The following is a 15,854-nucleotide window of genomic DNA, read 5'->3' on the forward strand; positions in this document are numbered from 1 at the left end:
ATGCTCATTCCTTTTTTGCTTCGTTATAAAGAACATGTTAAAATTAACAATTATAAATCCATAAAAAAATATTGTTTTAATGTAAAAAAAGTAACTTTTTAAAATTGAAATGTGTCAATTTTGGAACTAAACGTGTATAATTTTGGCACTTGGGTTGAAACTTGTCGAAAATAGTTATATGCTGAGACCGTTAAGAAACATAATTAGCATACCATTAATATTAGATTGAAGAAGCAAATCTGTAGAAAAACTGATTTCGGAGATTGCTGGATAATAGGAGGAGAGGCCATGTTAAAAATAGGAGTATGTGATGATGACCATCTGCTGCTGTTGGAAGCAGAAACGCGTTTGCGCAGGATTGGGATTGAGAGAGAAATGAATCTGGATGTGGAGACCTTCTGTGACGGTGATGAAATTGTCAGAGCTGTTTATTTAGGAAAGCGTTTCGACATCATTTATATGGATATTGAGATGAGACGTATGAATGGATTGATGGCAGCAGAACGAATCCGTGAATACGACCGCATGGTACAAATTGTATTTATGACATCTCATCAGAGATACATCAATCAGGCCTTTCGCTCAGCGCCAATTGGATACCTTGTTAAGCCCGTAAGAGATCCTGAGTTCAATAATAATTTCAGCCACATATTAAATCTGATTGAGACAAAAGACTTATATTATCACTTCAAATATGGCAGAACAGAGAGTCAGGTATATTTAAAGAAAGTACTGTATTTTGAAAGCAAGCTCCGACTGACTGAGATTGCATGTGAAGAGGGCCGTCACAGACTATACAAAAGTCTGGAGGAGATAGAAAACGAATTAAAAGACCGTAAGATTCGTTTTATCAGAATACACCAGTCTTATCTGGTGAGTTTCACCCAGATTGCCAGAATCTCTAATGACGTAGTGGAATTAATGGATGGAACCTGTCTGCCAGTCAGCCGCAGCAGGCGTAAGGAAGTGGAAGAGATTATGTTTGAAACCATGGGATGGTGTCAGGTTTAAAAACTGCCAGGTAAATGGGGGAAAGATGACAAAAAGATTAAAATATTACTTTATTATGATGTTAATGGGGGGAATTGTCTGGCTGGAAGGAAGCTGCAGATTCATTAGCCGCATTTTTTTGGATGTGATTATATTATTTCCGCCCCTTCCTTCCTCTGTTCACTATTTGATCCGGTCTCTTTTGGAGATAGCTGTTACATATGGAGAAGTGCTTATCCTGTTATTAATTTTATCAGACTGGAGATCAAAAAGAGACGGTGAGTGGCAGGGATATAAAAAGGGTCTATATTTAAATCTTATTATAGGAGTCATTTTGGAAAAAATAATAATATATATTTTTAATATCCTTTTTTCAACCTATATTGAATCATATCCCGTAGCTATCACGATGATAATGGCGATTAGAATAGTTATCATATTTTCTACGGTAATAATTGTAATGAGAATGTCTATAAGAGGCAAAAACCAGGCTATATGCGTAGATCAATTCAGTTTCATGCACTTTGCTGCAGGAGCGGTCATAACAATTGGTTTAGCTGGTTTATTCTCTTTTAAAGAGTGGCAGGGTTATCAAATCCTTATGTCAGACATGGACTCCTATGGATTTTTCAGCCAGATGACCGCACCAACGCCAGTATATACCATTTTTAACCAATGGATGGTGCCCTATATGGTTAGGATCTGTGCCGTGTTATTGTTTATGCGGAATGGAAAGCAGGCTGAGGTCTAGTGCAGTGAAAACTCAATATTTCACAATAATGATTATCTTGGAAGAGCAGTCAATATCTGCTTTTCTTTTTTTATATTCTTTGTATTCTTTGTATTTCCTAATACTAAATTACCAAAAATTACATGTAGGGTGCTAAAAATTACATGAATGATTTTTTTGTCAATTTATGCATTATAATGTAACTGAAAGTCGTGAAATTAAGGGAGTGTATGAAAATGATTAAACGTGGCAAATTTGTTTTAGCTGTAGCAGCTGCAATTCTGGTATCTGGATCCGTGTGTGCCTGTTCTGCGCAGGAGAGTTCTGAACTTTTAGAAGGGAGAAAGGTTATTTCACAGATGCAGTCTAAATTACCTTTGCAGGAAGGTTTTGCAAGTACATCCCAGACAACTGCACAGCCTGGATTTGATTCTCCGGAGAGTGCAGTAAAGGGTTATTTAACAGGGCTTAGGGAGAACAATCTAAAGTACATGACAGAAACTTTTTCAGAAAATATGGAAATAGATGATATTATGCGTCAATATGCAATTCTTTGCGGGCTTGGCTTGGATGATGTTCCTGTGCATCTAAACAATACAGCGGAGGTAAAGGCTTTTGTCGATAATCTGGAGAGCTGTATAAAGGCTGTGGATCTTAAATCAGTAAAGCTGGTGGGATTTGTTGACCCTGGAGATTTAGATGATGCTTACACGAATCAAAAACATCAGGAAAATTTAATCAGAATAGCGAAACGGTATGGTGGGGATAAGATGGTAAGCTGTGTTGCTGCTATTGAGGTGAATGGCAGAAAATTCTTTTTGATTTTTGATGTAATAAGAAAGGACGGCCGGTGGTTTAATCACCAGTTAGGCGGAATCCTTGCCAATATGTCAGGAATGGAAAGAAAAGAGGTAGGGACGCTCTCGTTAGAAACAGCGGATGAGCAGATTCTGAAACAATTGGTACCTGATTTTTCAAAAAACCTATTAGAGGCAGAAGCGGGGCATGGGGCATTAGGCTCTGCTGACACCATTGAGGAAACAGGAGGCTTTGATTCGTCTCAGATGGCAGTCAGAAGATACCTGGAATATCTTGCAGCCAATCAACAGGACAAGATGATTGGTACATTTGCAGTGGAGAGCTACGTGAATCATTTTGATTTTAGGACCAGACTAGAAAGTAGCGGGGCATATATTTTTATGCAGCAGGAATTTAATTTCCCAGCCGTAACTGATTTTACCAGAGATTTAAACATTGAAAGCAGAAAAAATGACATTCGGTGGAATTTATTAGAACAATACACAGCATTGGGTGTCCTCTCGGAAATAGATACAGCTGATCTGGTTCAGACGGAAGATTTTGATGTAACTTTCGCGTTATCAGAATTGCCGAAACGTTTAAATACCAGTACCATAAAAATTTTGGGATATATTAGTCCGGAAAAAATGTCAGAGTCTTATGGGTCAACTGATTATCAGGATATAAAACTCAGGAGTATGAAAGCTTACGGTGCAGATGATATAGAAAGCATTGCGGCTGCGTTTGAACTAAATGGTGTCCGCTATATTATTTGTATTGATACCGTGAAATATGAGGACAGATGGTATATCAGGGAGCTTGGTGGTGAGCTTTCTTTATTGCTAGGAATTGACAGCAGGTATGCAGGGATCATTCGTGCTGATTACCTGGGAAATCCGGATACTGATAGTCTCATTTCGCCTCTTAGTTGATGAAAGGTCAGGTAATACGTGTCGAAAAATGTCGATTGAGAGGAAAAATACGACAGTATTTTACCAAATATTACATGTAGCGTGCTAAATATTACATGAATGGTTTTTTTGCTTGTTTTTATATTATAATGTAACTAACAAAAATGAGACAAAGGTATGGACGTTCAAATTGTTAACCAAATCTTTGTCAGGAGGGGTGAGATGAAGAATTTAAAAAGGATTTTTCTGTTTATCGGGGTTATCATGCTGTTACTGCCGATCAGACAGGACACTCTGGCAGCTGAAGAATACCATGAGAATCCTGTAAGGAATGGTGAAATAGTATTTCTTCTGGATACCAGTGGTTCTATGAACTCCAATGATAAAAGCCGCGTTGCGATTGATGCAATACGTCAGGCAGGTTGCAGTCTTCCATCATATTATAAGACTGGACTTGTAGCCTACAATACAGGAATTCAGACGATTATTCCTTTAAGTGGGGGAGCAGATCCCATGGGAACACAGCTTTCCACTGTTATATATAAGGGCTATACCAATGCCGGAGAAGGACTGAATCAGGCAGTAGGGCTCTTTTCCACAGAGGAGAATGTGGAACGCAGTATTGTCATGGTAACTGACGGTGAAATCGATATGCCAGATAAACAGGCAAAGGAATCATCACGTGCCTTATACTCTGAAACCATTAAAAAAGCAAAAGAAGCGGGAATAAAGATTTATATTGTTGCCGTAGGCAGTGAATTAAATGATCCCAATATGCATATCTTCGATGGCGCAGAGATGACAGATGGTGCTATCTACTGGCAGGGACAATCCGGAAATCTGGTACAGATCATGAACCGTATCATTTATGATCGAATGAATCTTCCGAAACGGTCAGTAGGAGTTACAGATGGAAATGGCGGAAGCCTTCATGTTGAACTTCCTTCTCCGGGAGCAGAACGTGTAAAAGTAGTACTGACATCCGGACAGGGAATTCAGAATGTGACAGCAGATTATACGGCGGATGAAGGACATATTACAGGTGGTCGGAATTTTGCAGTCATAGAGATGACCAGACCCGCATCCGATGCCATTGATGTCCGTTTCCAGACACCGGAGCTTTCTGGTGTGGAAGCATATATGACTGTGGAATACACAGCCAGACCAGTGGTCAATATTAATTACAGAAGAGAAGAAGTATTACCTGATGCAGAAAGTGAAGAGAAAAGTAAAACAAAATTTCCACCAGTCTACAAACACTATGCAGATTTAGAACTATCTCTTAAGGATACTGGAGGTAAGAACGAAAATCTTTGGAACACGCCTTATTATGAAGGTCAGTCGGTACCTTTTTGTATCAATGGTGTTTGGAAATCCGGTACTATAAGCGGTGGTCTCATACCTTATTCCCTTCCTATTGATGGAATTGATGCAGTGACAGTTGAGTTTGATACCAGCATGTTTGCGGAACGATATATGATGGAACAACCAGTGACGGAACAGCTGGCTCCACCACCAGATCCTATACCAGAGCCCGAACCGGATTACCGGCCTTTATGGGCGATATTGGGGGCGCTGGCGCTGGTAGTCATCATAATCCTGCTTTGGTGGTACAAGAAAAAGAATGCAGCAGTAATCTATGTGTCTCAGTCTCCTACTTCAAAAGAACCAGTTAAGATGAAAACCAAGGCCTGTACATACTCCGGAAAATTCAGCATTTACGTGGTGAGAACCGCAGACGGGCGTGATGTACCGCCTCAGACCTATCATCTGTTTGGAAGAAACAGCGGTCGTATGACACTTGGACAGATTCTAACTTCCTGTAAAATAAAACTTGGAAGAATCGGAGAAGAGGATATTATTATTTACCCAGGACCCGATCATTCTGTAATTATTATGGATCAATCAGAGCGATGCACGGTACTGAGAGGTATGGAAATTTTAAAAAAAGGCATGGGATATCCGGTATTTTACAACGAGAAAATCACAATTACTTTTGAAGATGAATCCACTGAGATGGAAATTCATTATAAAAACCTAAAGCCAAGTGAGAGGAAATCATAGCAACATCCTTTCAGATAGATAACAAAGGAGGAATAAGCAATATGGGAAATGTAATAAAGCAGACCAACCGGACTCTGTTAATGGAGGTCATTAATCCGGAAAAACTGGATTTGTTAACCCTTGTTGGAGATGTCAGGGGAGTGGAGAGTCTGTCTGATGACAAGATCAAGGAAATTAACGATCATTTAATGGTCCGTAGTTTCGATGAACTTTTGGAAAAATTTGCACCGACAGTCTATTGTTACTACAATGCCAATAATCAGAGGGTTGCTTATCAGCTGGATAAGCCGGAACAGGTACCTGATGAAATGCTTACAGAAATACCGTTAAACCGCCAGAATGAATTCATGGGTATGCTTATGTCTATGGTGGAGACAAAGCGTTCTGAGGGGACGATTAATGTAGATTTCAAATTTGAGAAACTTACAGATATGATTTCTCCCAAGAAAGTAATGGATGCAATCAAGCAGAACCGAAAAGAACTGCAGTATACATATGGGGAATACGCAAAGCTGGATGAAGAGGATCCTAAGAAGAGAGATTTAGGCGACAAATTAAATGTTATGTTTGAGGAGGCAAGCGCCAATTATAACAACGTGATGGCGCTCCTCCCCCTGGCAATTGAAGACATCAAAACCAGACTCCTGTTAGGAGACGGAGGAGATAAAAAGGACAATACCCCTCTTGCTTTAGGTGTATTAAGCATGGGTGATCAGGGAGAACTTCGTGTCTTAGAGGCTCCCAAGGTTGAAACAACAGCTTTAACCACGATTGATGACAATGTAAATACCGGGCTGATAGAAGCGTTAAAGGATGATTACCAGGCTTTAAATGAGGAGAGTAATGATTATGTTGGTGCACTTGTTGCAAGAACCTTCTGCCCGCTGTCCTCTACCATGGAGAGCAGTATTGACATAGCAACAGAGGTTTCCAACTATAATTCCTATCTGGAATTCTATAAGGAATCAAAGGATGCCTTTATCAAAACTGTAAAACCTCTTATAGAAAGACTGCTTGGTATCTGGTGTTATTTCGAACAGTATCCCAAAAAGTTAAAAGGAATGCGTCCTTCCATGCTTGTAACCAACGTATCCAATGAGATGCTGGCAAAGAGCAGCAATATCCCAAGGCTGATTACATATTTGACGACTGTTAACGCAAAGAATGACTTTACCAATACAGTCTGGTACGCAGTAGTACCAAATGTATCCCTGGATCAGAACAGTAAGATGAAGCTGACCAGAGAGCGTTTTAAAGGAAATTCCAAGGCAGAGAAGAATGATACCAACAGTGTGGAATCATTAATCCGTCTGCTGGATGTGTTCAAAGATTATAAGGTTCAGTGCTTCTTCTCCTACGAGGCAGATGACAGCACCACCTTTAATGCTTTGGCAACGGAAGGTATCACCAGATACGAGGACCGCTGCGCGGCACTTATGGGAAAAGAATTCAGTGAATTTGCTATCCCGTGTCTGCCAAACTACACAATCATTCCGAAGGACAAATCAGGGGTTGTTTTAGACAGCCGTATGGTTGTGGGTGAAAACCAGACAGCAGAGCTTTCCAAGGAAAAAGAAGACATTATGAAACTTTGGATAGATGGTGTTTACGTAGGAGCAGCGTATGTAGCTGCAGGAGTTGTAGCTGCCTGTCAGTGTCCGGAATATTTAAAATCAAAATTTGGGCCTGGTGTCAGATTAGATATGGAACTGCCGGGAGTCCGATTTGATATTGAAGCTGATGATCATTCTCTGATTGCATGTACCACCATGGCAAAGGAAATTACCGGATTTACTAATTCCATTAAGAATGATATCAACCGGAAAAATTTTGGATTCATTTTCAGTTCAGAAAATGCTTCTTACAAAGGAACTAACATTACAAAAATTATGGTTTATAAAGCAAGGAACTTAATGTCTGATGGTTCCATGTTTGAGCCTATCTATAAAACACAGGTAACTACCTATATCGAAAGGGTTATGCGGCACGGAACAGGAGACTTTAAAGAAGATTCCATTGTCCAGTTCTTTTCCAATAATCCAAACAGCCAGAAGAGTCAGTGGCTGTCCAGAAGAGAATATCTTAACGGAGTTCTCGGATCAGGAGATGACATCAGCTGCAGTATTAACGAAGAAACAGGCTACTGTATGTTGGACATTACCTTTAACGGCAATGTAAAGAACTTAGAAGTAGAGATTAACCGATTATCGGCGAATAAGGCATAAATGCCTTTGAAGCATAAATTTTTCAAAAGAAAAGGAGGAAGTAAGCATGGGATTTCGTATGAAAATCACCGGAGGACCAGAGGATATCGTTTTTGACGAGCGGAGCATTTCAAAAGTAGATTTTGACTCCATTTCCTCAGCGGACTCTAACGCAAGAGCAACAGATTTTGGCCTTACAGTTAAGGTATGGGGAAAGATGCTGTACAAGCTGGGAGGAGAAGGAAATGATCCGACTTTAGGACTTGCTCAGTGGGCTCAGGTACCATCTGAAAAGGCAGACTGCTACCGCAGTGCAGAAATTACAGTTGTATCTGCCAGCCAGGTAGTACGCCAGATCACCCTTCCCAATGCATTTGTTATGGAGTACAGCGAGGAAGTTGATGATGAGAGCGGCGTAGGAACCTTCTATATCCACATGAAACAGAAGAAGGATGAGAACGCAGTTACTAAGATTGAAGGCGGCTTCGGCGGCGAATAACGGAGGAATGAAAGGAGGATTTAAGACATGTCATACAGAGTAACAGTAGAAGGAATGGAAAGCTTTGAGATTGCAAAAGAATGTGTACGCAGCGTGAAATTCACCACAGATATTCCGCTGGATTCCAACGCAAGAACCAAGGATGTGGGAAGCACCCTGGTTATCACCGGAAGGATCTTAACCGCAGTTGACGGAGATCCCTTTGACAGCACCAGAAAACTGGCTTTATGGTCAGCCGTTCCGGCAGAAAAAGCAGATTGCTACCGCAAGGTAACCATCGAGCATGTAGCAGCTGGAATCATGGAAAGAAAGTATTATTTCCCCAATTCCTTTGTCATTGATTATAAGGAAGAATTCGGAGATGTGGAAGGAACAGGAACATTCACATTAACGATTAAGCAGAAAAAAGATAAGTTAAGCCTCATTACAGTGGAAGGTGGCTATCCGGCCGCATAAGCAGGAGCGCAGGGTGTGTCCGGAGAAATCCGGGCGCGCCCTTTTTCCAGATAAAGAGGAAACGTTAGAAAAAAAGAAAACACCCCCGGTAAACGTTGACTGTGCCGGGAGACAAGGCGGAGCAGATGAAGGATTTATACAGTGTGCTGGGAGTCTCCCAGTCTGCGTCAGAGGATGAGATAAAGAAAGCATATAGAAAACTGTCTAAAAAATATCATCCGGATGCAAATCCGGGAAATAAAGAAGCAGAGGAACGGTTTATAGAGGTATCGGAAGCTTATGCCACCCTGGAAGACAAGGAAAAACGGAAAGCATATGACAAAACCCTTGAAAAAGATGTTCAGGGAGAAAAAGCAGGAAAAACAAACAAAGCTTCACGCGGAAATGCCGCATCTCCTGCTGACATCAATTTTTCCAATATGGAGGAACAGTTTGCACAATTCTTTGGTTTTAACCCTAAGAATGGAAAGGTTGATGAAGATAAGATGAATCCAAATAAGAAAAAAAGGACAAATCCGCTGGATGCGACGGATATGTTTGAGAGATATATGGGTATTAAGAAATAGATGTAGTGGATTAGTTTTATATCTAATAAAAAAACGTATTGAAATATATTTTTCCAGAAGAAGTGGGGTAAATATTATGGCTGATAATATAAAAGATTATCAAATGTCAGATTCCATATGGAAGTTTGTATATCCATATGATGGAAAAGAAAGAACTAACCAAGAAAAGCAACAGGAAGAGGTAATACGTCAGAAACAGAGTCTTGAATTAATGCACCAATATCAGCAATATTATGGAATGTTTGAACAGAATAAGTATGTTCTTCGTGAATCGGTAATTTCCTGTCAATATGGAACAAAGTATGCAAAATTGGACTGCGAGGAAGATCATGGGGTATATAAACATATGAAGCCTGTTATGGCAATTACTGACTGTGCTAATAATAATATCCATAATTTTGGATCATGCTTATGTCCTGAGGCTAATTATGTTGGACGCTTGCCCATGACAAATGAAGTGGATAATATGGGTGTTCCGGCAATAAAAGCTTCTCAAAATAAGCGGGCACACATATGCGTGCCCATTATAAGCGAAAACAGTGTATGGCATCAGGTTGACAGTAATGCTCTAATTGGGGTAAAGCAGAAGGGGTATGCACCGATGTTGTTAGATAATGCTGTGTTGGTTTGTCAATATGGTGGAGTTATATATGTTAAAGAAGTTGCAAAGATAGGTGAAACTCACCAAATAGCAGATAAATACTATGTAAATGATAGAGTAAAGATCAGAGAGACACCAAATGGGAAGCAATTAGATGGAAATAAAGTTTTTATAAAAGGTGCAATTGTAAAAGTCCACCCGTCAAAAGAATTAAAAAAAGTTGATGGCTCTGATAGTACATGGATAAAAGTTTTCTATGATGGAAGCAATATTGCGTGGATAGCAAAAGAAGTTCTAGAAGAATTACCTCAGCCAGTTACTAACTATAAATATCAATATAATTGGGATAAGTCACAATATGTAACTCGTGATTTTAAAAATAAAGCAGCAGGGGTTGCAAAAGAGCTAGGTCTTGATCCAGATGATTTAATGACGGTCATGGCATTTGAATCAGGTCTGAATCCAGCACAAAAAAATATGGCGGGAGGTTCTGCAACAGGATTGGTTCAATTTATGCCTATGGTTGCAGAAGAATTGAATACCACAACAAATGAATTATCAAAAATGTCAGGTGTTGAACAGCTAGATTATGTTTTTGGATATCTGTATCCTCAAAAAGGTAAAATTAGTACTTTGGGTGATATTTACATGAGAATACTTTGTCCGGAGGCCATAGGTAAAGATTCTAGTTATATACTATATTCTTCAGGTACGAATGAATATACAAAAAATAAAGGACTTGATTTTAATAAAGATGGAAAGATAACAAAGCAAGAAGCTGTACAGAGAGTACTTAATATAAGAAATAATTATAATTAGAACTTAGAAAATATTTTGCTAGGAGGAAAATGAATTGACAAAAAAGATATCTTGTTTTTTTATAACTTTTACTTTTTGTATATTGTTTATACTCTTTATGATTATAAATAATTCTACTCGTAATAGTTTAATGACATCATGGATTGGACAATATACGTTTTATGAATTTGCTCCACCAAATCAGAATATGAAATATGAAATTAATGTATATGAAGATGATGGTTTATATGCTTATATAGCAATTGATGGATTTCATACATTAAAGCGCTTGAAGACAAAAGTGTGGAGCAGAGAAAATGAAATCATGTTTGTATTTTATCAGTATTATACAGATTTAGACGGAAATAATACTTTAAATGAATCATATAATGAGGGCGATATTCTATTAAAATTAAAAAAGGAGAAAGGTGTTCTTATTACAGAATGGGTGAATATTATACCAATGCTTTCGGAGAACGGGTATCCGGGTCAATATTTTGAAATTAAATAAATATCACCTAAAAATGTTCAAAAGATGTTCAGTGAGAAAATGTAGAAGGATACAAATCTAATTATCATGCACTCTAATGTATAAAAGTAACGCAAAAATATCATTGGAATATAGTACGTTTTACTACCTTAAAGAGAATGCTGATCCTTAGATAAGATACGGCGGAGATTAAAATGCGAAAAATAATGACTAGTTGCATCATATTCTTTGTTTTATTCATAGCCATTGGAAGTAGAAATTATTTGACAAAAAATAAATCATATGATACTGGCATAATTGGTCAAGTTGTAAAAGAAGATAAATACTTTAAAATAATTAAACAAGCGGATGCTGAATATTATTATATTATATATAATAATGATAAAAAAGTCGTAAAAGAGGGAAGCCATTATGGACCATCACCTGAAATTAATTATATAGATAATGGTACTATTGAGATATTGTTACAAGCAGGAACAAATATATTTTATTGTACCTATTATGATATTAATAATGATAGGTTTTCTGATCAATATGAATCACCAATTATATGCGAATATGAAAAAATAGTTTACCTTGACTATAACAAAAATCCTTTCACACTTGTTGTTAGAAATATATATGATACAAATGATTTTCTAAACGAATTTATTTTGGTGGATATTTCTTCAGCTGTTTCGCCAATTATTAAAGCAGAGTTTTTGGATGAAAACACATTAAATATTGTGTATATGTCAGGTCAAGAATTTAAAGAAAAGGCAGTTGTGTTAAATTTAAATTAATATTTTTTTATATTGACTGCAGAATAGGTGTCGCACTATTTTTTTCTGATAGAGAATTCTTTATAGTCATTCTGCAAAAGCGGAACCATATAAGATTCTGTTGTTGAGTTTGCAGGTAAGCAACCATCCAGTAACGGAAAGATGAGTAATTACAGTGTTGTTGAATTATTTGTATATCAAAAGTAAAGGAGGTGTTTAAAATAAAAAAGTATATTCTAGTGGTAGCTATGGGGATTTTACTTACAGCATGTTTAAGCATTAATAGAGTAGAAAAAAAAACTAATTATAGTCTATTTATAGAAAATACTTTACCAAATGAAAAATTAATTATTGAACGAGATTATAGTAAATCTACTGTAGTTGATGAAAATTATATAATTATGATTGTTTGTGAAAAGTTGCAGAAAATAGATTTTTCGCCAAAACAGTCAGTTATGAATTTAAAACCTGAAGCAGCAGAAATGTATAAAAAGGCATACCTTAACGTACTCAAAAACAAGATACCACTAATAAGTAAAAATGGAGAAAAGGAGTATTTTAGAAATTTGTATAAAATAGGTACAGAATTTGAAGAATTGGATGATTCATATACTTATTATTATGATGACTTAGATAATGATGGTTTTCCTGAATTAGGTATCAAAAGTACAGGCTATACTTGTATCTTAAAATATGAACAAGAAATAAATGAGTTTAAAGTGCTTTTTAGTAATCCCAGCATGTATATCACTATACTGGGAAACGGACGATTGTGGTATCATGATGGTTTACATTCAGGAACAATAAGGGATGAATACATTGTACTTAATAGTAACAGTAAATGGGAAACAGTCTTTACGCTTGAACAGGGGATAGACACTTTTCCTTTTTATTGTGTATCTATTGATGAATATAAAAATATTAATTTGGATGAAGAACTATGGAAGAAAGTAACAACTCCGTTTTTTAATGAGACCCCAAATGCTATACATTCTAAAAATTTTCATGAGATATTTGGTGAATTATTATAGATTGACTTATATTGATAATTATTCATTACAAATAAGAAAATATAGGGTCGGCTATGAAAAGTAAAAAGGAACTGTTTATATTAACAGTAATATTGACATTTTTATTTGTTGTAAGTCTCAGACAATCCAAATATAAGAGGAGACCAAAGAAGATTAAACCTTAGGTAAATTTATGTTCGCAAAATATCTACATGTCAATATAATAAAATCTATAGGGATAATGGTAATGGCATCATTTATAATGAGTGGATGCTAGTGAGCCACACCAAAAGAAGTTTTAATTATGAGGGGGTGTTATTGAGAGGCATTAGAAGAAGTTTCATTACATTAATCCGTAAATTGAACGAGGAGGTAGTTTATGGGACTGTTTGACAATATTGGTAATTTTTTATTTCCTAATAACGGAAATTTAAGTAAGGAAGAAGAAAAGAAAGAAGAGAAAAAGCATCAGAATAAGTATCTTGAAATGATGTATATGTACCAGAGATATTATGGAGTGGTTGAAACAAAAAAGCATGTACTCCAAGGATCTATACTTTCCTGTCAGTATGGTACAAAGATGAGTAAACTGGACTGCTTAGAAGATCATGGTGTATACAGTAAAGGAAATCCGGTGATGACAATTTCTGACTGTGCTGATTCCAATATACATAGTTTTGGTTCTTGTTTATGTCCTGAGAAAAATTATGAAGGACGTCTGCCAATGACTGTTGCACAAGACAGTAAAGGAACACCTGCGAAAAAAGCTCCGGGGAATAATTATGCCCATATATGTGTACCAGTTATAAACCAAAATAGTGTGTGGCATCAGGTGGATAGTAAGGTTTTAATTGAATTAAAGCAAAAAGGATATGCGCCCATTCTGTCAGAGAGTGCGGTGTTAGTTTGTCAGTATGGTGGAGTTATATGTGTTAAAGAGGTTCCGAACACAAACGTGGCCAATAAATTAAGCAGTGAAACAGAAGACTATTTTGTAATAATAGCAAGAGGTAACTTGACAGTAAGAGATTTACCATCTTCTAATGGAAAAGAGTTAGCCAAATTTTCGTCGGGAAAAGATATTAAAATAGTTTTGCCTAAAACAACCAAGATGGCTGAGGGAAGATCATGGATTAAAGTTTATTGTGACGTTGAAAAAATTAAAATGGGATGGGTTGCTGAGGACTACGTGCATCCTAATATACAGGTTATAACAGAGTTTCCTGAAAATGAATATAATAATATAAGCGGTGTGGTCGATGGGAAAAAGAAGGTATTAACACCAGCAAAATCATGGTGGGTGTTGGGAATGGGAGAATATGGATTGGAAGAAGTTCCAAAAGATTCTAATGGGAGATACAGAGTTGCAGTAGGCCCCAGAGTTATTTATAAAAAATATCCAGATAATGGTCTTTGTAATAGAGATGATTTTAACGGATTTAGTAGGTTTATAGAAGTAGAATTAGAAAACATTATTTCAAAAAAACGAAGAATAATTAAGTGTGTTATAGATGATATAAAAGCGCATACATATAGTAAATATCCTGATGGGCATACAGAAAAGTCGTCAACAGTAAAAAATGCTTCTTTTAAAATTGAAAATGGGATATTGCAAACAGGAATACGATATCCTAAAGCAAGTAATGGATTAGTAGTCGGAATTGGTAATATGGATGGTTCAGTTATTGAATTCAAAGGAGGTAAATTTAGTGATTTTTTATTGAAAGATTACAGAATAATAAAGGTTATTTCAAATGTACAAAGAACAGATTTGTTTGTAGATCAAAAATAGAGGAGGATTGACTATGAAAAATAAAAAAGAGCTGTTTATAATATCAATAATATTTATATTTTTATTTATTGTTACTTTACAAGTTTCAGTCAATCCAAATATAGGAGGATACGAAAAAAAAGAAGTTGAAAAGACTGAGACAGTTTTAGAAAAAAATGAAGTAGAAAAACAGCAGAAAATACAGAATAATCAGGTAAATGAATCAGTTATAGAATCAACTGCTGCCAATATAATAAAGTATAATGAAACTGTTTTAAAAAACAATTTAGCAATTAAAGATAATAAAAAACAATCATATGATAGCTTTAGTAGTAGTTTTTTTCCTTATGATGGAGAGATACAGTTTGTGGACGAAGCAACATATAAAATTATTAAATCAGCTTATGATAAGATAAATTTTTTTGGAGAATTTCAGACGGGAAATACAGATACATATGATTTCTATAAGAAAGAATATATAAAACTAATTAAAGGAGAGGTAGATTTCTATGATAGATTAACAGGAGAAAAACTTTCATTAGGAGATTTATTATATGCAATAAATTATGAAGAAAGCCAATTTATGTTATTTGATATGAGTGGAGATGGAAACCCAGAATTATATATTACTGATGGTGCTAGATACAATTATATTTTTAAGTACAGTCCAAATTCTGATAGATTTATTTTGTGGGCAAATCTAGGATCAACATGGTATGGTTTAATAGGTACTCAAAAAGTATTCTGGACTCGTTTTCAAGAAAATAATATATTTTATTTATTAGATAAAAATGGTGATCCGGCTTGTACCGTTTTTTTTCATCAAAAAGCTATTAAAAATGATAAAATACAACAGCAAGAATATGCATATATGGTAACTATGCCTGAGTACGCAGATAAACCTGCTGATTATACAGATGCAATGAAATCCAAACGATATTTTGATGAATATCATAAAAAATTCTTTTTTAGAGTATCTAAAGAACAATATTATCAATTAGTTGGAAATTATTTTAAATCAATTGATTTAGCGCAAAAACAAATGCAAACTTTAGCTTTTACATATGACGAATTTTTGTATAAGTAATAATAAAATTGTTAAAAAAATGTTTTTATTATAATCATAAGAAGACGGTATTTTAACAAAGAAGGAAGCTTTACAGGCTGTAATTGATAAAAGAAGAGAATTTAAATAATTAGAAATT

General features: G+C 36.1%; 14 protein-coding genes. All 14 read left to right on the forward strand.

What is annotated here, in order from left to right; translation table 11 throughout:
* The first annotated feature begins 288 nt into the window (after positions 1-288).
* The 14 genes from ABS301_RS14330 to ABS301_RS14395 all read left to right on the forward strand — a co-directional run bounded on the left by ABS301_RS14330 (position 289) and on the right by ABS301_RS14395 (position 15,736).
* Entirely contained in the window at positions 289-1,011 is a 723-nt protein-coding gene (locus ABS301_RS14330; RefSeq protein ID WP_170072295.1) for a LytR/AlgR family response regulator transcription factor, read from the forward strand.
* A 313-nt stretch (positions 1,012-1,324) separates the two neighbouring features.
* Positions 1,325-1,741 (forward strand): hypothetical protein, encoded by a 417-nt coding sequence (locus ABS301_RS14335; protein ID WP_349672863.1) that lies wholly within the window; start codon positions 1,325-1,327, stop codon positions 1,739-1,741.
* 215 nt (positions 1,742-1,956) lie between these two features.
* Positions 1,957-3,450: a hypothetical protein gene (locus tag ABS301_RS14340; protein WP_349672864.1), complete on the forward strand. Its 1,494-nt coding sequence runs from the start codon at positions 1,957-1,959 to the stop codon at positions 3,448-3,450.
* Between the two features lie 201 nt (positions 3,451-3,651).
* Complete coding sequence (locus ABS301_RS14345) at positions 3,652-5,493, forward strand: vWA domain-containing protein (RefSeq protein ID WP_349672865.1); 1,842 nt, start codon at positions 3,652-3,654, stop codon at positions 5,491-5,493.
* Between the two features lie 41 nt (positions 5,494-5,534).
* Positions 5,535-7,718: a transcriptional regulator gene (locus ABS301_RS14350; RefSeq protein ID WP_349672866.1), complete on the forward strand. Its 2,184-nt coding sequence runs from the start codon at positions 5,535-5,537 to the stop codon at positions 7,716-7,718.
* Positions 7,719-7,764: 46 nt separating this feature from the next.
* Positions 7,765-8,196, forward strand: a complete 432-nt coding sequence (locus tag ABS301_RS14355; RefSeq protein ID WP_349672867.1) for a hypothetical protein — start codon at positions 7,765-7,767, stop codon at positions 8,194-8,196.
* Positions 8,197-8,223: 27 nt separating this feature from the next.
* Entirely contained in the window at positions 8,224-8,652 is a 429-nt protein-coding gene (locus ABS301_RS14360) for a membrane-associated protease 1 (protein WP_349672868.1), read from the forward strand.
* Between the two features lie 125 nt (positions 8,653-8,777).
* Entirely contained in the window at positions 8,778-9,218 is a 441-nt protein-coding gene (locus ABS301_RS14365) for a DnaJ domain-containing protein (protein ID WP_349672869.1), read from the forward strand.
* Between the two features lie 76 nt (positions 9,219-9,294).
* Positions 9,295-10,638 carry a PAAR-like protein gene (locus tag ABS301_RS14370; protein ID WP_349672870.1) on the forward strand — a complete coding sequence of 448 codons (1,344 nt, stop codon included), beginning with the start codon at positions 9,295-9,297 and terminating at the stop codon, positions 10,636-10,638.
* 34 nt (positions 10,639-10,672) lie between these two features.
* The gene (locus ABS301_RS14375) at positions 10,673-11,128 is read left to right on the forward strand and encodes a DUF5991 domain-containing protein (RefSeq protein WP_349672871.1); all 456 of its coding nucleotides are present in this window, start codon (positions 10,673-10,675) and stop codon (positions 11,126-11,128) included.
* A 173-nt stretch (positions 11,129-11,301) separates the two neighbouring features.
* Positions 11,302-11,889 carry a hypothetical protein gene (locus ABS301_RS14380; RefSeq protein WP_349672872.1) on the forward strand — a complete coding sequence of 196 codons (588 nt, stop codon included), beginning with the start codon at positions 11,302-11,304 and terminating at the stop codon, positions 11,887-11,889.
* Between the two features lie 227 nt (positions 11,890-12,116).
* The gene (locus ABS301_RS14385) at positions 12,117-12,899 is read left to right on the forward strand and encodes a hypothetical protein (RefSeq protein WP_349672873.1); all 783 of its coding nucleotides are present in this window, start codon (positions 12,117-12,119) and stop codon (positions 12,897-12,899) included.
* A gap of 358 nt (positions 12,900-13,257) precedes the next feature.
* Positions 13,258-14,670, forward strand: a complete 1,413-nt coding sequence (locus ABS301_RS14390) for a DUF4280 domain-containing protein (RefSeq protein ID WP_349672874.1) — start codon at positions 13,258-13,260, stop codon at positions 14,668-14,670.
* A 13-nt stretch (positions 14,671-14,683) separates the two neighbouring features.
* Positions 14,684-15,736: a hypothetical protein gene (locus ABS301_RS14395; protein ID WP_349672875.1), complete on the forward strand. Its 1,053-nt coding sequence runs from the start codon at positions 14,684-14,686 to the stop codon at positions 15,734-15,736.
* Positions 15,737-15,854 lie beyond the last annotated feature (118 nt).

Origin of the sequence: Lacrimispora sp. (assembly GCF_031982545.1) — a bacterium.
Lineage (GTDB): Bacteria > Bacillota > Clostridia > Lachnospirales > Lachnospiraceae > Lacrimispora.

Bases quoted from the DNA above. Each gene is read 5' to 3' on its own strand.
- ABS301_RS14330 (WP_170072295.1), top strand. From the start codon at position 289: ATGTTAAAAATAGGAGTATGTGATGATGACCATCTGCTGCTGTTGGAA.
- ABS301_RS14340 (WP_349672864.1), top strand. From the start codon at position 1,957: ATGATTAAACGTGGCAAATTTGTTTTAGCTGTAGCAGCTGCAATTCTG.
- ABS301_RS14345 (WP_349672865.1), top strand. From the start codon at position 3,652: ATGAAGAATTTAAAAAGGATTTTTCTGTTTATCGGGGTTATCATGCTG.
- ABS301_RS14350 (WP_349672866.1), top strand. From the start codon at position 5,535: ATGGGAAATGTAATAAAGCAGACCAACCGGACTCTGTTAATGGAGGTC.
- ABS301_RS14355 (WP_349672867.1), top strand. From the start codon at position 7,765: ATGGGATTTCGTATGAAAATCACCGGAGGACCAGAGGATATCGTTTTT.
- ABS301_RS14360 (WP_349672868.1), top strand. From the start codon at position 8,224: ATGTCATACAGAGTAACAGTAGAAGGAATGGAAAGCTTTGAGATTGCA.
- ABS301_RS14365 (WP_349672869.1), top strand. From the start codon at position 8,778: ATGAAGGATTTATACAGTGTGCTGGGAGTCTCCCAGTCTGCGTCAGAG.
- ABS301_RS14370 (WP_349672870.1), top strand. From the start codon at position 9,295: ATGGCTGATAATATAAAAGATTATCAAATGTCAGATTCCATATGGAAG.
- ABS301_RS14380 (WP_349672872.1), top strand. From the start codon at position 11,302: ATGCGAAAAATAATGACTAGTTGCATCATATTCTTTGTTTTATTCATA.
- ABS301_RS14385 (WP_349672873.1), top strand. From the start codon at position 12,117: ATGGGGATTTTACTTACAGCATGTTTAAGCATTAATAGAGTAGAAAAA.
- ABS301_RS14390 (WP_349672874.1), top strand. From the start codon at position 13,258: ATGGGACTGTTTGACAATATTGGTAATTTTTTATTTCCTAATAACGGA.
- ABS301_RS14395 (WP_349672875.1), top strand. From the start codon at position 14,684: ATGAAAAATAAAAAAGAGCTGTTTATAATATCAATAATATTTATATTT.